The following is a 22,822-nucleotide window of genomic DNA, read 5'->3' as shown; positions in this document are numbered from 1 at the left end:
TATTCCCGGTCTTTCACCCCCGGATTTACTTTTATTTTACTTAGATTTTTTTTAATTGTAACAATGTCCCTTTCCAGCAATGTAATATTATCAAACAGGTATATTATATTAATTCCCTAATACTTTATTGATCGCTATCGGAAAAATTTCGTACTCAATCTTGTGTACTTTTTCAGCCAATGTTTCCGGAGTATCATTTTCTGTAACGTCAAATGCTTTCTGAAGGATAGCCTGGCCTTCGTCAATTCCCGGAGTTACAAAATGAACTGTTGCCCCGCTTTCTTTTTCTTTAGCTTCAATAACGGCATTATGAACATTCATTCCCCACATTCCTTTTCCACCAAATTTGGGGAGCAAAGCAGGATGAATATTAATTATTTTACCATTCCAGTTTTCGCAGAATTCAGGTTTCAGAATAGATAAGAACCCTGCCAATACAATTAAATCAGTATTTTCAGGAATTACTTTGCTCAATTCACTGCTGAAATTTTTCCCTCTTGGAATGAGTATATTTTCTATATGATGATTTTTTGCTCTTTCCAGCCCGTAGCATTCTCTGTCTGCAACAACCAAAGACACTCTTGCATTTTGGATTTCTCCACTTTCAATGGTATCTAAGATTCTCTGAAGATTGGTCCCGGAACCAGAAACGAGTACAACGATGTTTTTCATTAATTTAGATACTAGATGTCGGATATCAGATTTCAGACTATTTCGTCTTGTATCTGATATCTGACATTTGAAGTCTTTTAAAATGTTAATTTTATTTTCTCACTTCCTTCCCTGATTTCTCCGATTTCGTAAGCATCATCCAGCAGGTGTAAAACTTTCTCTGCATGTTCAGCATCTACAACAACGATCATTCCCACTCCCATATTGAAAGTTCCGAACATTTCTTCGCGAGCTACCCCACCTCTTTTTTCAAGTTCAAGCATTATGCTTGGGATCTGTATTTTTGAAGCATCGATAGAAGCACACAAACCTTCAGGAATAATTCTTGGGATATTTTCATACAACCCACCTCCCGTGATGTGAGCGATTCCTGCAACTTTTACTTCTCCGATTACTTTATGAATATCTTTATAGTACAATCTTGTAGGAACCAATAAAGTTTCATACAAAGGTTTTCCTTCAAATTCTTCTTCAAAATTCGGGAATACTTTTCTTACCAGTGAAAATCCATTGGAATGGAATCCTGAACTCGGTAATGCAATGATCTTATTTCCCGGTTTTATTTTAGAACCATCAATAATCTGATCTTTTTCAACAATTCCTACACAGAATCCTGCAACATCATAGTCCCCAGGCTGATACATCCCCGGCATTTCAGCGGTCTCACCACCTATCAATGCACAGTTGTTATCTTTACAGGCTTCTACCATTCCTAAAACAATTTCTGCTGCAATTTCAGAGTCTAATTTTCCACAAGCCAGATAATCCAGGAAGAACAATGGCTTGGCACCGTGACATAAAATATCATTGGCACACATTGCGAAGCAATCTACACCGATAGAGTCATATTTTTTAGAATCTAAAGCTACTTTAAGCTTAGTTCCTACTCCATCCGTACCGGAAACGAGTACCGGATTTTTATATCCACCGATTTCATAGAAAGCCCCAAAACTTCCCAAATGGTTCAGTACATTGGAATTGTGGGTCTCACCAACCGCTTTTTTGATCTTATCAACGGTTTTGTATCCTTCTTCTTTGTCTACTCCTGCAGATTTGTAAGTATTGCTCATGTTATTATTTAGATTTTAGATGCCAGATTTCAGATTGCAGACTATTGAAAATCTAATATCTTACATCTGAAGTATATCCAACCTTTTTATATTATAATTTTATTTAAAATTTAGAAAATAAAAAAGCCGGCAATCTTAGTAGATTATCGGCCAGTATTTTATCTGAGAATTTTAGAGCCCACAGTTTTCCCTTTTATGGAAAAACATTCTTTGAAAGTGGACTGAATTTTCATCTCTTTTTCTTTTTGCAAAAATAGTAATTTTAAATTAAAATTCAAATTCTATTTTTCAAGGATTGTTTCAATGGCAGAAATCTTAATAATTTTCTCTCTCAACTCATTATCTTTTTCTTCATTAGAGATCTTTTCAGCTGTTTTATCAAAATTATCGTTGAAGAAAGGAAGAGAGAATGTTTCTACAATATTTCCTCCGTGGAAAGGGAAACGTTTTGTTGCAGCTTCCAAAACCCCGGCTCCACCTCTCCCTCCCGGTGATGTAGACATTAAAAGCATTGGTATTTCATTCCACACTGTTCTGTCCTTGATTCTTGAAACCCAATCAAATACATTTTTAAAAGCTGTTGAATATGTTCCGTTATGTTCAGGTAAAGAAACCAAGAGTACATTAGCGCCATCAATTTTTGCTGCAAAATCTTTTGCTTCCTGAGGTACTCCTCCGGCCAATTCTCTCTCATGCTTATAAATAGGCATTTCGAAAGGGTTAAGGTCTACTACTTCTACTTCTGCTTTTCCCGCAAACAAAGAAGCTGCGTAGGATACCAAATGCTTATTCATTGATGCTTCGGAATTACTTCCTGCTATTGCTAAAACTTTCATTCTGTTTAATTTTTTTAATGTCTACAAATTTAATTTTTATTTTAGATAAGATGGTAATTCCATTGGCACTTCCATCAATAATATTTCTGTGTCCTCAATTGCTTCAATATTAAAGCTTTGGGTATCCCAGATTCCTAATCCGTCTCTCTCATTTAAGATTCTGTCGCCTACTTTTGCACTTCCTTTTAGAACAAATGCATAAACCCCGTTTCCTTTTTTGTTAAACACGTAGTTTTTACCATTCCCTTTTGTAAAGTTAGCCAGGTTAAACCATGCATCCTGATGAATCCACACTCCATCATCATTTTTGTTGGGTGAAAGAATCTGCTGGAAACCATTAATTTTCTCTCCTTCTTTGATGCTTTTCTGATCATATCGGGGCTCTACATTCAGCTCTCTTGGAAACACCCAGATCTGAAGAAATTTCACCTCCTCATCCTTATTTTTATTGTATTCGCTATGCTGAACACCTGTCCCGGCACTCATTACCTGAATCTCTCCTTTTTTGATAACCGCCGTTGTACCCATTGAATCTTTATGCTCCAGATCTCCTTCTAATGGAATAGAAATGATTTCCATATCTCTGTGAGGATGTGTTCCGAATCCCATTCCCTGAGAGACGGTATCGTCATTCAACACTCTTAAAACTCCGAAGTTTGTTCTTTCAGGATTTTGATAGTTTGCAAAACTGAAAGTATGGTAGCTGTTTAACCAACCATGATTAGCATGGCCTCTTGAATCTGATTTATGATATACTGTTTTCATATTGTGATTAATTATGGTACAAATGTACGCAGCGTAGACGGAGTGGATATTGATGTAGGGTAAGAAAGGAAAAAAAGGTGAAATCGTTGAAAGGTGAAAAGGCAAAATCGCTGAATTGCGGAACTGCAAAATCGCCATCTTTGTCGATGAACAACTTTCACCCTTTGATAAAAACTTTTTTCAACAAACATTCCTAGCGATTAAACGACTTAACTGTTCTGACTTTTCGCCTTTCAGCATTTTTGTCATTTTGCTTTTCATCTATTCAGCCACTTCGTCATTCTTCGTCTCTTCTTCAATTGTTGTCCCAAAGATATGCTGACGGTGATTTTTACCCCAATTTCCCAATGATTCTACCACAGGGTGAAGTGTTTTTGTATATTCTGTCGGTAAGTATTCAATAGAAACAGGATATGTATCCTTCACAACCCTTTCAAGCAAACCATTTTGTTCTAATTCCTTTAATTCTTTGGCTAAAACTTTCGAAGTAAGCTTGGGAATGCTACGTTCAATCTCTGTGAAACGCTTATTTCCGGCATTCAAAGAAATGATGATCTGTAATTTCCATTTCCCATTAATGACATCCAATGTATCCTGAACAGGTTTAAGAGCCTTTGTACAATCTTTATGATTATGTTGTTTTTCCATTATTCCACTTTCCTTTAGGTAACCACTATACTTTTGAAAGTAAATTTACAATAATTTTGACATTAATAAAAACAAAAAAAATTTAAACAAAATGGCTAACATTTTAAATATCAAAACAAGTATTGTAGGAGAAAATTCTATAAGCAATCAATTATCTCAGACTGTTATCAATCAATTACTGGATAAAAATCCCGGGAGCACGGTTGTTATCCGTGATCTGGGTTTAAATCCTATCCCCCATCTGGAGATTCATCATTTTAGTGCTTCAAGAATTCCGGATGAGGAAAAGAATGATGAACAGAAAGAAGCATCAAAATATTCTAACGAAGCATTAAAAGAAGTTCAGGATGCAGATATTATTGTTATAGGAGTTCCTTTTTATAATTTCAGTTTTCCGTCAACTTTAAAATCCTGGATCGATAGCATATCTGTTGCAGGGAAAACATTTTCTTATATTGACGGGGTTCCGAAAGGTCTTCTGCAAAATAAAAAAATATACCTGAATTTCGCATCCGGAGGTGTGTATGAAAATGGACTTATTGAAAATATGGAAACCTACTTAAAAACCTTATTCGGTTTCATCGGTATTACGGATATCAAAGTTTTCAAATCTCAGGGAACCATGGTTCCACAGTTGAAAGAAACAAATTTATCAAAAGCAATTGCTGAGATTGAAGAACTGGTATAATTCAATTGAGCTAATAAAAATGTAAGTTTTGGCTAAGCCGTTTTTATACTCTTATTGTTGAGGTGGGTTTAAACCCACCTTTTTCATTACAGGAGGATTAGTTTATTTTTTTAAGAAAGGTTAAAAAGCCTCCTTAATTTTGGAATTTCGTTTAAGATAGAAAAGTAAAGCGAAAATAATCAGCATAAGGGCAATCAGAGATTCTAAAATTGCAGACGTATAATTGAGCTATTATTCTCTTTGAATATGGATATATTAAATAATCTCATCAATTTTATGGAACAGTTGCAAACTTCATTTATGATGAATAAATCTGTAATTTAAACTATATTTTGGCTAAAGCTATTTGTATAAATTAGAAAAGCGGACTAAAGCCCGCTTCTATTGATATATTTTTCGACATAATTGTATTGCTGCCTTCTAACTTCTAATATCTGATATATTATTACTAATATAAAATTAAAAATGGACCTGTTGAATTTCTTCTTCAATTTCTTTAGGTGTTTCATCTTCAGATTTAATAAAAATCATCGTAAGGACAGCTCCAAGCAACATACAAACACCTCCTATAACAACATACCCAATTGCATAATTCCCAAAGAGTCCGCTTACAATAGGCCCACCAAAAAGACCGTTGATAATCTGAGGAATTACAATAAAGAAATTAAAGATTCCCATGTATACTCCCATTTTCTTTTGAGGAATAGCATCAATCAGCATCGCATAAGGCATTGCTAAAATACTTGCCCAGGCAAAGCCTAATCCTATCATTGAGATTTTCAGATAACTTACATCTTTGATAAAATACATAGAAATCAGTCCTATCCCTCCACAAAAAAGAGCTAATGCATGAGTTTGTTTTTTTCCGATTAATTTGGCGATTGGGGTGAGCAGAAACGCAAACGGAATTGCCCACAAGTTATAATATCCAAACAATTTTCCTGTAAGATCGCCAGCCCTATTGAATTCAGCTGAATGAGTATCCTGCGGGGACAGTCCGAAATGATGTGTTGCCAAAGCACTTGTGGTAAATACCCACATCGTAAAAAGAGCAAACCATGAAAAAAACTGAACTGCACCTAATTTCTTCATAAGCAAAGGTATTTTAGCAAAATCTTTGAAGATATCAGTAAATTTAGATGGTTCTTGAACCATTTCTTTTCCATTTTCAAATTCTGCAAACTCCTCTGGGGAATATTCCTTTGTACTCACTATGGTATACAGTATGCTTGCCAGTAAAAACCCTGCTCCGATATAAAAGGCATAAATTACATTATCCGCTACAAAACCAGGCTGAGCAACGTTGGAAATTCCAAGTTGAGTTAACCAATCCGGCAAATAGGACCCGATAACCGCTCCGATTCCTATCAGTATTGTCTGAACAGAAAATCCGATTGTTCCCTGATGTTTTGGAAGCATATCCCCTACCAGCGCACGGAACGGTTCCATTGCAACATTGATGGATGCATCCATCATGGCCAAAAATATAACAGCTAATAATAAGACATTTGCTGCCATCATATGGGTTGCGGAAGCAGCATTGGGAAGTAGTACCAGGCCTATTGCGCACAAAATGGCTCCTATTAAGAAGTAAGGCTTCCTTCTTCCCAATGGGCTCCAGGTATTATCCCCCATGTGACCGATAATAGGCTGAACAATCAATCCGGTAACGGGAGCGACCAACCAAAACCAGGAAAGCTCGTGAACATCTGCTCCAAAGTTGGCAAGAATCCGGCTGGCATTCCCGTTTTGTAAACCAAAAGCCATCTGAATCCCTAAAAATCCCATACTCATATTGATGATCTGAGCCATGGAAAGGTTCGGTTTTACTTTTTTAGCCATTGCCTGTTATTTGGTTTTCAATTGCTGCAAAAGTACATCCTCAATCGGTGCCTTTTCAGCCACCACTTTATCTATTACATCATTTGGAACCGTTACGGAAAGGACATATTGTTTTACTTTCCAGCTTCCGTTTATTTTTTCCACCACACCGGAACCACGGCAGATTTTCATCTGGGTATCCAATAATTCATCAAACCAGGCTAGTTTACCGTCTTTACTGAAATACACATTTCTTTTCAAAGAAGTAAAATTCCAGGTCTTCTTTTTATCAAAATACGGCTTAGCCCAAACCATAAAAGCTTTTTTATCCCAAACTTCTGTGGCATCAGTCCCGATGAATGTAGACTCATCAGCAAAATAATTAAAATATGCAGTATAATCTGCTTTGGCAGCAGCAACATTGAATCCGTCGAGCATGGTTCCGATCTCAGCTTTATCTTTCTCGAATTTAGACTGCGCTGAAGAATAGTTGATAGCAAACACCAGGAGTACCAGCGTATAAATGATTGTTATTTTTTTCATATTCTAATTTAAGATATTTGATGTCATTATTTTTGTAATTCAATCACAAGCGATGTTTTTGCAGGTATGGTGATGGTGTTCTGTAATGAAAATTCCTTCCCTGAAATGATATCTTTTCCCTTTTTAATGGTGCCTATAGATTCAGCAAATCGTTTTAAATCCAAAACCTGCTCTTTTTTATTATTATTTAAAACAACCATAACACTGTCTTTTTCATTATACCTGAAATATACGAAAACATTGTCTTGGGGAATATAATTTTTGGTTTTTCCCGTATGAATAACCTCTTTCCCTTTTCTCCAGTTCAGAAGTTTTTGGGTAAAAGTGTAGAATTCCTTTTGCTTTTCCGTTTGGGTTGAAGGATTAAAAGCATTTTGACTGTCTGATTTCCATCCTCCCGGAAAGTCTCTTCGAATATCAGCATCTCCTCCTTTCTTTTTATCCCCCCTCATTCCTATTTCAGAACCATAATATATTTGCGGAATTCCCCGGACAGTTGAAATTACTGTTAAAGCCATTTTGTACGCATCCGGGTCAGCATTAAAAATTTCATTCCATCTCTCGGTATCATGATTTTCGAAAAAGACCATCACATTATCAATATCAGGATACAGGAAATCACTGGTAAATACGTTATACAATTTAATCAGCCCGCTATCCCAACCATTTTTTTCAGTAAATGCTTTAGATAGATCCCCATACAGCATAAAATCCATTACAGAAGGTAAATTGGAATTATAATGAGCAGCCTCTCCTGTTTTTGAATCTTTCTGCCAGGCCGAAATCTGACCGGCTGTATATAACCACGTTTCACCAACAATATTAAATTTCGGATATTCATCAGTAATGGCTTTTGCCCATTTTGCCATCGCTTCTTTATCGTTATAAGGATAGGTATCCACACGAAAACCTCCCAGCTCGGCATATTCGATCCACCAGATTGCATTCTGGATCAGATATTTCAGAACCAAAGGATTTTTTTGGTTGATGTCGGGCATTGTTTTATCAAACCATCCATCCAAAGCATATTTTGTATCAATATCAGATGCATTGGTATCAAACTGAGTCGTTGTTTTATAATTCGAACGATAGAAGCCTTTTTCTCCTTCATCAAACCAATGGATCCAATCTTTGGTTGGCAGATCCCTGATCATCCAGTGTGAAACTCCCCAGTGGTTGGTAACATAATCCAAAACAAGTTTCATATTCCGCTTATTCAGTTCACGGGACAGTTCACGGTAATCTTCGTTGGTACCATAACGTCCATCGATTTTATAAAGATCTGTTTGTGCATATCCATGATAAGAATATACTTTTTCATTATCTTCAATAACCGGAGTTAGCCATACGGATGTAGCACCTAAATTCTGGATATAATCAAGATTATTGATAATACCGCGGAGGTCGCCACCATGCCTTCCGTTGGGAAGCTTTCTGTTTGCTTTTTCAGTAAGATCAGGCTGAGAATCGTTCTTCTCATCACCATTGGCAAAACGATCCGGCATGATCAGATACATCACATCTTTAGAGGTAAAGGACTCCCTGTTGGCTGAATTGGGATTTCTTTGTCTGAGTTCATAAGAATAAGAAGCTATATTTTCAGTTCCTCTTTTTATGTTGATTTTAAACTCAGAAGCATTAATTTCATCCGTATTAATGGTAACGAAGAGATAGTTTGGGTTCTCAACTTTCCGGATATCTTTAATTCTAATACCATTGGACAGCTCAATCCCATAATCTGCGATGTTCTTTCCATAAATCAATAACTGAAGCTCAGGATTTTTCATCCCTTTCCACCAAAATGCAGGCTCTACTCTTTCTAATGTTTTCAACTGGGAAAAAGCAAGGCAACCTGTCAAAAGAGCTAATATTGTATATAGTTTTTTCATAATGGACTTGGTTTAAAAAAACCTTACAGGAATCATATACCTGTAAGGTTTAAGTTTTAAGTTGGTTCTTAAAATTTATTTTATAGGCTTAATGGAGATTGCAAAACCACCACTTCTTACCATTTTAAAATTGATCTTAGACTTGCTTGTAATCTGTTTTTTGTAGATGTTATAGCTTTGAGGATTATTAATATAATCAGCGTCTTTACCGTCTTCATAAATTGTTGCCTCATATTTCTGACCTTTATCCAGGAAAGAGAAGTCTACTGTGTATTCACGTTTGTTCTCGTCTGTAATTCCACCCACGAACCAATTGTCGGTTCCTTTAGCTTTTCTGGCTGTAATTACGTAATCTCCAGGCTCTGCTGCCAGGATTTTTGTATCGTCCCAATCCGCTGCTACATCTTTGATAAACTGGAAAGCATCCATATGCTTCTTGTAATTCTCAGGTAGATCGGCAGCCATCTGAAGTGGCATATACATGGTAACATATAATGCCAGCTGTTTTACCAAAGTAGTCTTTACAAATCGTTTATCACCTGGGAAGTAATAATCCAGTTTAGTCTGGAAAATTCCCGGAGTATAATCCATTGAACCTCCCATCCATCTTGTAAATGGTAAAATGGTTTGATGATCTGCATTATTTCCTCCAAATGCCTCATATTCCGTTCCACGGGCTGCTTCTGCGGAAATGTAATTCGGATAGGTACGGCTTTCTCCTGTCGGACGTACAGATTCATGAGAATTAACCATGATCTTATATTCATTCGCTTTCTCTGCAATTCTGTAAAAATGATTGATCGTCCACTGAGAATAATGGTGCTCGCCTCTTGGAATAATATCTCCTACATATCCTGTTTTTACAGCATCGTATCCATATTTATTCATTAACTGGAAAGCTTTATCGGACCATCTTTCATAATTGGTTGCCGAACCTGAAGTTTCATGATGCATGATCAATTTGATCCCTTTGGAGTGGGCATAATCATTCAGCATTTTGATATCAAAATCCGGATAAGGTGTAATGAAGTCAAAAACAAATTCCTTTGAATGTCCAAACCAGTCTTCCCAACCGATATTCCAACCTTCGATCAGAAGTCCCTGAAATCCGTTTTCAGCAGCAAAGTCGATATACTCTTTAACTTTAGTATTGTTCGCAGCATGCTTTCCGTTTGGAGTTAATTTGGTAAAATCGGTTTTACCTAAATGAACATTTTCTGCCGTAGAATAAGCCCATTGGGATTTTCCGATGATCATTTCCCACCAAACACCCATATATTTTGTAGGGTGAATATAAGAAGTATCGGTATATTTAGTCGGCTCATTAAGATTAAATATCATTTTTGAGTCCATTACCTCTTCTGCTTTTGGAGATACTATAATCGTTCTCCATGGCGTAACAGAAGGAGTTTGAATATATCCTTTCGCTCCTTGCCTGTCGGCTGTAAGATGCGTTTTAAATTTAAAATTCTGAGCATCCACTTCCAGATGCGAAGCAGGATAATCCAAAACCGCCGCTTCAGCTACATTGACGTATAAAGGACTTTTACCTTCTTTCTTTAACATTAAAGGAGACTGAACTGCATTTTTAACCAATGACTGAGAAGCATTGGCATCAAACGCTTTGTCCCATCGACCCGGGATTTCAGAAATTTTTGTTTCCTGATATTGGTACTCCTGAGAATCATAATCAGCCACAATCCACCATGCTTTCATATCTGTCGGAAAATCAATTTCAGAATCTTCCTCTCTGATCACAAAATAATTAAGGTTCTTCTGTTGTGGGAATTCATATCGGAAACCTAATCCGTCATTAAACAACCTGAATTTTACCACAATGCTTCTGTCTGTGGAAGCCTGATTAAGCGTAACAGCTAATTCATTATAGTTATTGATATAGTTTTTCTTTTCTCCAAGTACAGGCTGCCAGGTTTCATTTTTAGAATCCCTTTTCTCATCTGTCTTGGTAAACCCGTTATTCAAGTCAAATTTAGCGTCTTCTGCTTTTGCAATTTCAGAGGCAAATTTAATAGCTGTGTCTTTAAATAATCTCAATCCCAATTTAGAATCTTCAACAACTACTGCCCCATTATATTTTAAGTTATAATAAGGTACTCCCTGCTTTAGCTGAAAGTCCATTTCGAACTTTCCGTCCGGCGATTTTAAAGTTTGTGCATTAACACCCGCAAACATCATTGAGAACAATAAAGCTCCAACTGTAATTTTCTTCATAATGACTATTTATATGTTTAAAAAATAAATAAAGTGTTACTAAAAAGCAACACCTTACTTTTTAAATTCTATGTAATTTAATATTTGATATAGTATTTTTCAGGATATTTTAAAATACAGGAATTACAGAATATTCACCTGTTATATCATTAAAATATACATCATAATGGAATGCTGTAGCTAAAGGAATGTTAGCTCCTCCTACGGCTGCTACTCCAAAGAATTCCTGTGCTACTCCCCAACTTGTTCCCCAATCATGATTAGCTCTGAACTTAAATTCACCGGAATTCATTGCAACATTCTTCTTCACCCAAATATGAGGATCAAAAGTTGATTTCTGAAGATCAAGATCCGTATTCCAGTCCCCTGATGCTGTTCCAATCATTGAAATAGTTGTATAAGTTGTTGACGGAGCAGGTACAGATACTAAAGTATAAGTCAAAGCGGTTGTATTAATACTGAGCTTATAATACCCCGCAGCTGCAACAGGAATATTCCCTGATCCACCACTTGTACTTAATGTTCCTGGAGAACCTAATCCATATTGCGGATCCCATGATCCAGGAGTTTTAATCATTTTAAATTCTCCCTGTGCAAAATACCCAGTATAAGAATAGATCCCGGCAGTAGCCGTTTTTTGCAATGGAAGGAAATTAGTATTAGCTGTTGTATTTGTCCATCCGGCTGATGTGGCATCCCCTATTAGATATAAATCTGTATAGTTATAAACAGGTCCTAAAAGATATGGAGTGATTGTTAAAGTAATTACCTCAGAATAAAAGGGTGCTGCCCCGACTAAAGTTCTTAAGCGAACCTCAATTTCAGCTGCTGCATTTGTAGATGCTCCTAAACTCAATGCTATATTGTTAAGTTGTTTATGAGTAAAGGCTATAGGAGAATTTGTAGCTTCCATAGTAGAAGCATCTTTAAAACTTTTCCCTTTTATTGCAAACTGTAACTGTTGTGTGTAAACTACAGGTAGATCAAAAGTTGACTTACTCCAGGTTACATTCAAAGCTACGTTATCAGGATTGTTTTTATCCAAAACGATCGTTGTCTTATCTGGTGAAATCTTACTTTTGGTAGTTTCAGTAATAACAGCCTCATCATCGTCTTTTGTACATGAGATAACCCAAAGCCCTACGAAAGCTATTGCTAAGATTTTAAAAAAATGTTTCATTTTTAGACTTTTTAAAGTTAATACCCTGGATTTTGAATCAAATTAGGATTAGCTACGATATCATTAGCTGGAATAGGAAATAGATTTCTATATTCATCCACTCCTTTTCCTTCTTTCACACCACCTTTCCAAGGCCATATATAAGCACTTGAGGTAAATTTCCCATATCGTATTAAATCAGTTCTTCTGGTAGCCTCCCACGACATTTCTCGCGCTCTTTCATCTAAGAAAAAGTCAGTATTAATTGATGTAACTAAGTTTCCTCCTGCTCTTGTTCTGAGAGCATTTACATATCCTAATGCAGTTGCAATATCACCTCCTGAACCACCTCTAGTAACAGCTTCGCCATACATTAAATAAATATCTGCTAAACGATATAATGGTATATCAGCATCTACAAAATTTCCTGTAGGGTCAGAACCTGGTGCATTGTTAGCATATTTTATATTTTTATATTTTATAAAAGCATATCCGTCAGTAAAAGCAGTTATATCATTAATCTCCAGATTTTGCCCGCTTGTATAGAAATTACCTCTTTGGTCATTAGAGTTTCCGTTAAACAAACTCACAAAGGATTTCGTCGTTCTTAAACCACCCCAACCACCATTGACACCAAATTGAGCAGCAGGCATTGAACCTCCAATAGCAGCATGTACCATGAAAGTTGAGCCCCCATAAGTTTTTGTACGCATTCCATCATAATTTACTGATAAAATAACCTCCGGATTATTCAAATTATTATCCGCCATAAACAATGAGCCATAATTTGATTTTAAGGCATACCCAGAACTAATTACTTTTTTACAATAAGTAATACAATCTGTATTTCTTTCTGTCCCCGTATAAACTTTTGCGTTTAGATACAGTCTTGCAAGTAATGCCCAGGCAGCAGCTTTATCCGCTCTACCATATTCATTTGTTTTAGGATCTTTTAAATCGTTGGCACAAGCCAATAATTCAGTTTCCACAAACTTAAATAATTCTGGTCTTGTAATTCTTGGAGGCGGATTATTAATGATATCAGTTGTTTCCAATACATAAGGAACATTTCCAAATAAATCTAAAGCATGATAGTATGATTGAGCTCTTAAAAATCGAGCTTCAGCATTCATATATTTAGCTTCAGTAAGATTACTTCCTGAAATTCCATTGGTAGCAAGTTTTTCATCGGTTGTATTTTTGATGAATTCATTACTAACAGCAATAACGTTATACATTCTATAATAAATCGCCGCAACAAAAGGATTTGAAGCATTCCAGGTCATATTATGCATTTCAGGCAAACCAGCATCACTCCAGGCAATAACAGCCTCATCTGTCGTCAATACCTGCATACTATACATCTGACGAAGATAATTGGAAAACCCACCATCTATACCTCCGATATCCGTATTTCCATCTCCATTATTTTCATCACCTTGTCCTCCAATTGCTAAACCTGCATAGATTTTTGCGAGAGCAGGTTTATAATTATTAAAATCTTTGTATAATACGGTAGAGGTTAAACCCAAGGTTGGCTCTCTTTCGAGATCCTGTGTACAAGATCCTGTTGAAATTAAAGTTCCTAATGTAATAGTTCCAATAATTAGTTTTTTATATAAATACTTATTTTTCATGATAGATTAAAATTGAAAGTTAAACCCTACTGAATAAACTTTAGGTCGTTGATAAAATCCGTTATCAATTCCACCAAAAACCTCAGGATCCACACCTTTGTATTTGGTGATTACAAATACATTTTGAGCCATTGCATTTATTCGTAAATTTGTGCCTTTCCCCATAAATTCACCTGCGTTATATCCAACCGTAATGTTATCCATTCTTAGGAACGAAGCATCTTCTATAAACATATCAGAGAATAACTGTGTAGTTGCAAACTGAGTATTTAGAACACTTGAATTGGTATTGCTTAAGAAATTGTTTGCCTGAATATTTGCTATGGAACTGTTAGAAGCTGAATTATTATAAACATAGTTACCTAAAACCGCTCTAAGGGATGTTCCAATATCCCATTTCTTAAACTTCACCTTTGTGGAAAAACCTAGTATAACATCCGGATTCGGTGATTTGTAAAAATATTTATCATCTTCTGTTATTTTTCCGTCCCCATTTCTGTCAATGTAAGCCCCGTCCAATGGTTTTCCGTTAGCACCGTAGACCTGTTGATAAACGTAAAAGGCATTAAGAGGTTGACCAACTGTAATTGCCTGAATATAATTGTTGATTCCAGAAATACTTCCAGCAGGTATCTTATAAGCAGAATCTACATATTGTGAAAGACTCGTAACTTTAGGATTGAATCTCGTTGCATTAAAATTTACATCCCACGTTAGATTTTCATTTTTTATCGGAATGATATTTAAATTAGCTTCAAATCCCTTATTAGCAATAATTCCAACATTTTTAATATTAAAGTTATTTAAATCTCCAGCCCAAGTTGGAACTTTTGCAATCAGATTCTCAGATTTCTTATCAAAATAATCTATTGAACCATTAATCCTACTATTAAGAATTTCGAAATCCAACCCTAAATTTTTTGTGGTTGTAGTCTCCCAAACCAGATTAGGATTATAAACATCCGGACGAAGTAACGTATAAAAGTTATTCCCAAATTGATACTGAGCAGTACTACTATTGCTATATGAATATGAACCAAAAGCAGGATAAAAATTACCTGTTTCCTGTTGTCCTGTTTTACCCCATCCAGCTCTTATTTTCAAGGAATTTATACTTGAAATATTCTTCAGAAAATTTTCTTCATTGATTTTCCAAGCAACTGACACTGCCGGGAAATTACCCCATAAGTTATTTTTATCAACTCCATTCCAGAATGTAGAAGAACCATCTCTTCTTATTGATCCGTTAATGACATATTTATTAGCTATAGTAAAAATACCTCTAGCATAAAAAGACAATAAGGTTCTTCTTGTGTCTCCGGGAGTTGAATAATCTGTTTTTTGGTTGCCATAATATGTAGGTGCTTCAGGAGTAATAGAACGAGTATCCTGATAAGAATAACCTGCAATAATATCCAAATTGGTATCTATTGCATCAATTTTCTTAACATAATTTAAATATGACTCGAAAAGTTTACTTTTTATTTCTTGGGAATACGAACGGTAAGATCCTAAACTCCCTATTCCTTGAGCATAGTCTTTTGATACATTTACAGATCCATCACTTTTTGCATAATCATATGATCCCGTCACATTTAAACGTAAATCAGGCAGAAAATGGAATTTATAATCTAATTGAAGGCTAGGTATAATCCTAAAAACAGACGAAAGATCTCTTTTCCCGTACAATAATCCCAAGGGATTTCTGGTACCATTTACATTTAGTCCTGTAGCCTGATTTTGAGGATCCAACCACTCATAATACCCTCCATAATTTGAATTACCAGAATACACAGGCTGAGTAGGATCAAAATAGATAGATGCTCCAATAGCCCCTTTATCTGGAAATCTGTTCTCAGAAAATGTTCCTTTAAAGTTACCATTAACAGTTAAGTGATTATCAAAAAATTTAGGTGAAAAATTTAAACCTAAAGATGTTCTTTTAAACTCATTTGTTCTAACAATACCATTTTGTTCATTATATCCTATAGAAACTCGATAAGGTAATTTTTTAATACCTCCGGAGAAAGCTATATTATTGTCAGTTCCCCATGCTTGTTGATAAATCTGATCCTGCCAATTGGTATTTGCATTTCCTAGGTATGTCTTTTGAAGTGCAGTTCCGTATGTATTTACAAAATCTCGAAATTGGCTGGCATTGAGGACGTCCACATTACCCATTTTGGTAGAGACTGAAAAATTGGTATTGAAGTTAACTTTCAATTTACCTGTAGTTCCTTTCTTTGTTGTAATTAAAATGACCCCATTTGAAGCTCTGTTACCATAAATCGCTGCGGAAGAAGCATCCTTTAAAATATCAAAAGTTTCAATATCATTTGGATTTATGAGAGCTAATGGATTAGTGGCACCACTTAAGCTATTAAAGTCAATAGGTACACCATCAATTACTATTAATGGATCATTATTAATAAATGAAGAACCTCCTCTTACTCTTATAGTAGAACCTGCACCGGGCGCTCCACTGTTCCCAGTTATCTGCACGCCTGGGGTTTTTCCCACAATTAATTGGTCTGCAGTTGCTGCACCACCATTAAAATCTTTTGATGTCACTGAAGAAATAGATCCTGTTAAATCTGTTTTCTTCTGCTTTCCATATCCAATCAGCACCACTTCCTCTATTTTCTTTTCTTTAGTCACAGAGTCTTGTGCATAAACCATTGAACTGGCCAATAAAAAAGCAGGTGCTATTTTTAATACCGTTGTAAAATTTCTCACAATATTTTTTTTATATAGTTTCGTTTTTGTAGTAATAATGGCGTGAAAACCACGCTTGCAATTTAGAAAAAAATTAGAATTATCATAAATTTAATAAAACTTTAGATAATTTTATGTAAATTAAACGCGGTCCAAAGATTAGATTTCTGCTTTTCATCAATTTACACGATCTTATGCATTGCATAATATTATCGCAGGATTAACAAAAAGTTAAACAAACGTTTAACAAAATGTAATATTTATTTCCCAATAATCGCTTATTGTTGCTAATATTAAGGGCCATCAAGAATTTTCGGGAGATAATCCGTATATTTGTAGTTAAATTATTACTATAAATGTCAAACAGAAAGATGATTACGGCAGCTTTGCCTTATGCAAACGGACCGGTTCATATAGGACATTTGGCAGGTGTTTATATTCCTGCGGATGTTTACGCAAGATTTCAAAGAAGGTCAGGAAAAGATGTAGCGTTTATCTGTGGTTCGGATGAGCACGGAATTCCTATTACCATAAGAGCCAAAAAGGAAGGAGTTACTCCTCAGGATATTGTGGATAAATACCATGAGATCATTAAAAAATCTTTTTCAGATCTTGGAATTTCATTCGATGAATATTCCAGAACCACTTCTAAAAAACATTATGAAACCAGCCAGGATTTCTTTAAAACATTATATGAAAAGGGAAAATTTACTGAGGAAGTTTCTGAACAATATTTTGATGAGCAGGCTAACGAGTTTTTAGCGGACCGCTATATTGTAGGAACATGTCCTAATTGTGGGAATGAAAATGCTTACGGAGATCAGTGTGAGAAATGTGGTACGACCCTTTCTCCTTCAGAACTGATCAATCCGAAATCAATGTTAAGTGGAAATGTTCCGATCCTTAAAGAAACCAAAAACTGGTATTTACCTTTAAATGAATATGAAGATTTCTTAAACGAATGGATCATTGAAGGCCATAAAGACGACTGGAAGCCCAATGTATACGGGCAGGTAAAATCATGGTTAAATGACGGATTAAAACCACGTGCAATGACCAGGGACCTCAACTGGGGAGTTCCGGTTCCTCTTCCTAATGCAGAAGGAAAAGTATTGTATGTTTGGTTCGATGCTCCTATCGGATATATTTCATTCACTCAGGAATGGGCAGAGAAAAACGGAAAAAACTGGAAGGACTACTGGCAAAGTGAAGACAGTGACCTGATTCACTTTATCGGAAAAGATAATATTGTATTCCATTGTATCATTTTCCCGGCAATGATGAAGGCACACGGAGATTATATAATGCCTAAAAATGTTCCGGCATTTGAGTTCCTGAACCTTGAAAACGATAAAATCTCAACTTCAAGAAACTGGGCGGTATGGGCACATGAGTATGTTGAAGATTTCCCGGGACAACAGGATGTTTTGAGATATGCTCTTCTTTCTTCTGCTCCTGAAACAAAGGATAATAATTTTACGTGGAAAGATTTTCAGACAAAAAATAACTCGGAACTAGTAAATAAGTTTGGAAACTTTATAAACAGAGTTATTTCGTTTACAAATAAAAACTTCGAAGGAAAAGTTCCAAATGGTATCTTAGATGAAGAGACTAAAAATGCAATTAAAATTGCATTAGATGAGGTAAGTAATTATCTAGAAAAATATGAATTTAGAAATGCACTAAATTCATTTATGGCTCTAGTAGATTATGGTAATTTATATCTTCAAAATGCCGCTCCTTGGAAAGCGATAGCTGAAAACAAGGATGCAGCGGGTCAAACGATGTTTGTTGGAGCACAAATTGCAGCAGTTGTTGCTCAATTATGTGAACCTTTTATGCCTTTTACTGCTGAAAAGCTATTTGGATACTTTAATATTGACAAAAAGAATTGGAACGAGATAAAAAATTCTGAAATCCAAATTGAAGCTGGTCATAAAATTGAGAATGCACCATTGCTTTTTAATAAGATTGAAGATGACGTTATAGAAGCACAGATTCAAAAACTGGAGAATACAAAACAGAATAATAAAAAAACAAATCCTAACGCAAAACCGATGAAAGAGGAAATTACTTTTGATGATTTTACTAAAATAGACTTAAGAACGGCTACTATTATAGAGGCTGAAAAAGTAGAAAAAGCCGATAAGCTATTAAAGTTTACGGTTGACACAGGAGTTGATATAAGAACAGTAGTTTCAGGAGTTGCTGAGAGTTTTACTCCGGAAGAATTGATCGGAAAACAGGTGATGATCTTATTAAACCTGGCTCCAAGAAAAATTCGTGGAATAGAATCTCAGGGTATGTTATTATTAACCACAAAGCCGGATGGAAAACTATCTTTTGTTACTCCGGATGACAGCAATGTTGAAAACGGTATTGAAATAGGCTAAATATTTAAATGCATAGTAAAAAAATCCCCTAAGGTTTTACCTTAGGGGATTTTTATTTTTATACAATTGTCCTCGCAGGGATACTCATATTCTATTTCTTCATTAGTTTTGCCAAATAAGCATCTTCATCCTGCATCACCTTTTCAATATTGAAACCATTATTTTCTGCAGCATTCTTTAAAGTCTCAAAATCCAGGTATAACCACTTGATAGGATCTTCGGACTCTCCTTTATAGTGTACGATATAATCCAATTCTCCATAATAACCTTCTGCCGGGATATATACTCCGCCATCTTCATCCCGGTCAAACATGTATAAAATATCTGTACTGTCGATTAAAACCTGTCCGTTATCATTGAGCAATAAATGCAGTTTTTGGAGGTAATTATCTATTTCAGCCAGGCTTCCAAAAATCCCGGTTCCATTCATTAACAACAATATGGTATCAAAAGTTTCGCCAGAGAAATCAAGCATATTCTCGCAGACAGCTTTTTTAATTCCTCTTATCTGACACACCTGAATCGATTTTTGGGAAATATCCAATGCCACAACATCCAGATTCCTGATATCCTGAAGATATAAAGAATGAGAACCAGCTCCGGCTCCGATATCTAAAACCTTTCCATAAGATGATTCCAGAGCTTTTTGTTCCAAGGCATTCATCTCTTCAAAGGTTCTGAAAAGATAATCTACAGGAAGTTCATCCAGTTCGGAAATTGAAGTTTCAGTCTGCAAATCTTCAGGATCTTCATTATGATGGTAATCCCAGATTGCTTTTCCCATTAAATCTTTCATAATAACTTTTAATCAAGCAAAGATAAGATTTTTGCCTTGAAAAGCTATCGCGGTAATTGATAGAACAAAAGATAGTCTAATCCAATTAGCGGAGATTAATTTGTTACCGGTAGTAACAGATAGCCCCGATAGGAACGGTTACCCCACAGCAAGAATCGGGAAAGCAAGGCGCGAGGAGTATGAGTGGATAGCGGGAAAAAGCTTCAAAATATACCTATCAAAAGAAACCCGAACGATTTGTCGGGACCATTCTTATTCATTCGCATGCAATTCTCTCCTCCTTTCTGCCTGTGACTCATCTTGCGCAGCACCGGCTTTCCAGTATGAATATGCATATAGCTCAGACTGATTCCAGCTCTTTTCTTTTCTGAAATAATTGCGAACCTCTTTCATGGTGGAGAGTTCACAGGCAATATATCCAAATTTTGAAGTTTCCGGGATCTCCACCCTTCGCACCACCTCAGCAAGCTTGTTTCCTAAGTGAGCATCAGGATTATGAACCCATATGAATTCAATATCGGCCTTGGTTTCCAATTCCTGCTCGTCTTCTCTCCCATGGACTTCGATGACACAAACTCCTTTTGCCGTTTCGGGAAGGGTTTCTAAAATGGCACTCAAAACCGGAATTGCAGTACCATCACCAATAAGAAAATACCAATCTGCCTGAGGATAAAGTTCCTTGGCCTCTGTACGCATCATCACGCCTAGCTTTGAGCCCTTTTTCGCATCTCTAGCCCATTTTGAAGCAGGACCACTATCACCGTGATCAATAAAGTCAATAACCAGTTCATTGGCTTCAAAATCAATTCCCCGATGCGTATACGTACGGATAAAGGGAGCGACTTCCTTTGATGGATGGATCCATTCATGATTTTCATTTAAAGTTGGAAAATAGATCTCGTTCAGCCCATGGGGAGGAATCGCAATTTTATTGTTATCACCGATCGTTGTATTTCTGAACATCGAAACATCTTCGGCCTTAAGATAAACTCTGATAAAATGAGGAGTTATGTATTGTTTTTTGATTACTTCGGCAACGATCTGCCCTGCTTGCATTGTAGCCATACCTTTTTTTTTTAATTAATATGCTATACACCAATCATCCTTTGAAGCCTTTGATAATAGGACATAAGGATAAAGAACATTCTTCATAAAGAATGATACAAATGTAGTTAATTATTTTTATTACGTCTAAATAAAAATAATATTATTGAAATAAATTACATTTTATCGGGTTCATTTTCATACCATAAGATACCAAACAAGAAAACGTAAACCCCAGACTCAAAATAAATCCGGGGTTTACAAGTGAAAAACAAGGTATCTTTACAAAGCGGGACCAGCCGCATCTTTTATTTCTTCTAACAATTTTTTACGTTCTCCCAATCTCCTTCTGGCAATCACGGATTTACCACCCAGCATTCTGATAAATCTACCATACTGAAACCGTTCTTTACCGAAATGATGGGTTAAAACGTAAGCCAATACCCCTAAACCTACTATTATAATGTAACCAAATATCTTTTTGGACGCGATAATGATCGCATTCAGCTGAACGAGTTTCATATTACCGGAAAGTGTTTGAGGAGTCACTGTCATTCCATCAATATAAACAGCCAGATCTCCTACCGCCACCACCTGAAAGTGGTATTGAAACCATGAATAGATTGCTGAAAATATACCTACCGCTAAGAATGTTCTCCAAACCAGCACCAAGCCGATTGCAGCAAGCATATCATCAAGCTCCAGTTTATCAAGCGTATAATACCATACTGAGATAAACAATGAACACATCCCATAACCTTTTAAAAACATAGGCAGATACCAACCTTCATAATTGAATTCCAATACCATTGAAAAGTACATGATCACAGCATATCCTATCATCGCAGAAAATCCTGAAAAAATGAACATCTTTAAAGGTTTTTCATTTTTAAACCAGAAAATAGCTGTAATCCCAGCCAAAATAATTCCCGGAATCATCAGGATGCTGAGCCTTGCATTGGTCAATTGATCATATCCCAATACTCCCACCGCAAACGTATTTTGCAAAGTTGTTGTCCCTAAAAACATTCCCAGCCAGAACAACATGAACAATCCATTCTGGACATTGTTTCTTTTGAATATGGAAAATGACAGATAAGGTCTTTTTAATGTTAATTGTCGTGTTGCCAATAACGCAAAACTTATAAAAGCACCAATGCTGGCCTTCACTATTTTCGAAGAATTCCACCAATCCTGCTGCTTTCCAAAAGAATATACATATGCCGAAAACATGAATGAGGAAATAAAAAGCAGAATACTCAGCCAATCAATATAATGCAAAGGAACTTTAAGGGCAAAATATTTATCATGCATAAAGATCCAATGAATCATTGCCAGTACAAAACATAAAACGGACACAATAATGTAAAAATGCTGCCAGTTGTAAAGAACAGACACTTCTACAGCATAATAACTTGCCACCTGATTCATCATAAGGACGAACGTATAAAATGCTCCGTAGAACATCCCCCTGTTTCCTATCATTGCCATTAATGGTAAGAACAGTTCAATAGTAACCATCATTTTCAGAAAACCGATGACTAGTGCTGTTATTACGATTACCATTGGCTGCAGCGTGGTAGCATTAACATAGCTTAATAGTCCTAAAAGAACAAGAATTAAAGTGATCTTATCGCGTACCTTAAATCTCATCTTCATTCTTAGAACTACAGGCATACAGGCTCCCATTCCTATTGTCGTTGCATAATTTGCCCATAGAAAATATTCTGACAGAGCTCCTGTTCCTCCTACAAGATAACTTATATTACCTGTATACACTCCCCCCAACGGCATTACCACGGCAAGAAGTAATACGATCAGTAAAAGCTGAACCGGCTTTGGAACCCAATCATGATATAAGCCTTTGTTATACATTTTTTAATTTTTTTAGATGTTACAGACAATTGAAAAAGT

17 protein-coding genes are annotated in these 22,822 nt (G+C 35.9%); 2 read left to right on the top strand and 15 right to left on the bottom strand.

Translation table 11 applies throughout. The features are described 5' to 3' along the window. Window positions 1–108: 108 nt before the first annotated feature. The 5 genes from purN to AC0INN_RS02530 form a co-directional block, all read right to left on the bottom strand. Window positions 109–672 carry a phosphoribosylglycinamide formyltransferase gene (purN, locus tag AC0INN_RS02550; protein ID WP_172277773.1) on the bottom strand — a complete coding sequence of 188 codons (564 nt, stop codon included), beginning with the start codon at window positions 670–672 and terminating at the stop codon, window positions 109–111. A gap of 77 nt (window positions 673–749) precedes the next feature. Then, window positions 750–1,742 (bottom strand): phosphoribosylformylglycinamidine cyclo-ligase, encoded by a 993-nt coding sequence (purM, locus tag AC0INN_RS02545; RefSeq protein WP_273647516.1) that lies wholly within the window; start codon window positions 1,740–1,742, stop codon window positions 750–752. 281 nt (window positions 1,743–2,023) lie between these two features. Continuing rightward, window positions 2,024–2,578 carry an NADPH-dependent FMN reductase gene (locus tag AC0INN_RS02540; protein WP_273647515.1) on the bottom strand — a complete coding sequence of 185 codons (555 nt, stop codon included), beginning with the start codon at window positions 2,576–2,578 and terminating at the stop codon, window positions 2,024–2,026. A 36-nt stretch (window positions 2,579–2,614) separates the two neighbouring features. Beyond that, entirely contained in the window at window positions 2,615–3,343 is a 729-nt protein-coding gene (locus AC0INN_RS02535) for a pirin family protein (protein ID WP_172277767.1), read from the bottom strand. A gap of 261 nt (window positions 3,344–3,604) precedes the next feature. Beyond that, window positions 3,605–3,991: a winged helix-turn-helix transcriptional regulator gene (locus AC0INN_RS02530; RefSeq protein ID WP_273647514.1), complete on the bottom strand. Its 387-nt coding sequence runs from the start codon at window positions 3,989–3,991 to the stop codon at window positions 3,605–3,607. 91 nt (window positions 3,992–4,082) lie between these two features. Between AC0INN_RS02530 and AC0INN_RS02525 the strand changes: the two genes are divergently transcribed. Then, a complete protein-coding gene (locus tag AC0INN_RS02525; protein ID WP_273647513.1) occupies window positions 4,083–4,679 on the top strand; it encodes an FMN-dependent NADH-azoreductase in 597 nt (198 codons plus the stop codon). Window positions 4,680–5,138: 459 nt separating this feature from the next. Here the strand turns inward: AC0INN_RS02525 and AC0INN_RS02520 are convergent, their stop codons facing one another. From AC0INN_RS02520 to AC0INN_RS02490, 7 genes are all read right to left on the bottom strand, one after another. Then, on the bottom strand, window positions 5,139–6,521 hold the full coding sequence (locus AC0INN_RS02520) for an MFS transporter (protein ID WP_273647512.1): 1,383 nt from the start codon (window positions 6,519–6,521) through the stop codon (window positions 5,139–5,141). A 6-nt stretch (window positions 6,522–6,527) separates the two neighbouring features. Beyond that, window positions 6,528–7,043, bottom strand: coding sequence for a nuclear transport factor 2 family protein (locus AC0INN_RS02515; RefSeq protein WP_273647511.1), 516 nt, complete (start codon window positions 7,041–7,043; stop codon window positions 6,528–6,530). Window positions 7,044–7,069: 26 nt separating this feature from the next. Further along, window positions 7,070–8,932 carry a glycoside hydrolase family 13 protein gene (locus AC0INN_RS02510; RefSeq protein WP_306611537.1) on the bottom strand — a complete coding sequence of 621 codons (1,863 nt, stop codon included), beginning with the start codon at window positions 8,930–8,932 and terminating at the stop codon, window positions 7,070–7,072. 75 nt (window positions 8,933–9,007) lie between these two features. Then, window positions 9,008–11,164, bottom strand: a complete 2,157-nt coding sequence (locus AC0INN_RS02505) for a glycoside hydrolase family 97 protein (protein ID WP_273647510.1) — start codon at window positions 11,162–11,164, stop codon at window positions 9,008–9,010. Between the two features lie 109 nt (window positions 11,165–11,273). After that, entirely contained in the window at window positions 11,274–12,344 is a 1,071-nt protein-coding gene (locus tag AC0INN_RS02500; protein ID WP_273647509.1) for a SusE domain-containing protein, read from the bottom strand. Between the two features lie 17 nt (window positions 12,345–12,361). Beyond that, window positions 12,362–13,960 carry a RagB/SusD family nutrient uptake outer membrane protein gene (locus AC0INN_RS02495; RefSeq protein ID WP_273647508.1) on the bottom strand — a complete coding sequence of 533 codons (1,599 nt, stop codon included), beginning with the start codon at window positions 13,958–13,960 and terminating at the stop codon, window positions 12,362–12,364. A gap of 6 nt (window positions 13,961–13,966) precedes the next feature. Beyond that, window positions 13,967–16,696 carry a SusC/RagA family TonB-linked outer membrane protein gene (locus tag AC0INN_RS02490; RefSeq protein ID WP_273647507.1) on the bottom strand — a complete coding sequence of 910 codons (2,730 nt, stop codon included), beginning with the start codon at window positions 16,694–16,696 and terminating at the stop codon, window positions 13,967–13,969. A gap of 335 nt (window positions 16,697–17,031) precedes the next feature. On the opposite strand from AC0INN_RS02490, the gene metG reads away from it, so the two are divergent. Beyond that, window positions 17,032–19,068, top strand: coding sequence for a methionine--tRNA ligase (gene metG, locus AC0INN_RS02485; protein ID WP_273647506.1), 2,037 nt, complete (start codon window positions 17,032–17,034; stop codon window positions 19,066–19,068). A 91-nt stretch (window positions 19,069–19,159) separates the two neighbouring features. Here the strand turns inward: metG and AC0INN_RS02480 are convergent, their stop codons facing one another. The 3 genes from AC0INN_RS02480 to AC0INN_RS02470 form a co-directional block, all read right to left on the bottom strand. Further along, window positions 19,160–19,864: a class I SAM-dependent methyltransferase gene (locus AC0INN_RS02480; protein WP_273647505.1), complete on the bottom strand. Its 705-nt coding sequence runs from the start codon at window positions 19,862–19,864 to the stop codon at window positions 19,160–19,162. Window positions 19,865–20,116: 252 nt separating this feature from the next. Beyond that, a complete protein-coding gene (locus AC0INN_RS02475; RefSeq protein WP_273647504.1) occupies window positions 20,117–20,929 on the bottom strand; it encodes a siderophore-interacting protein in 813 nt (270 codons plus the stop codon). Window positions 20,930–21,190: 261 nt separating this feature from the next. Further along, window positions 21,191–22,783, bottom strand: coding sequence for an efflux MFS transporter permease (locus AC0INN_RS02470; RefSeq protein ID WP_306611532.1), 1,593 nt, complete (start codon window positions 22,781–22,783; stop codon window positions 21,191–21,193). Between the last annotated feature and the right edge of the window lie 39 nt (window positions 22,784–22,822).

This window comes from Chryseobacterium subflavum (assembly GCF_055762745.1).
This window is presented reverse-complemented; position numbering and strand designations above follow the sequence as displayed.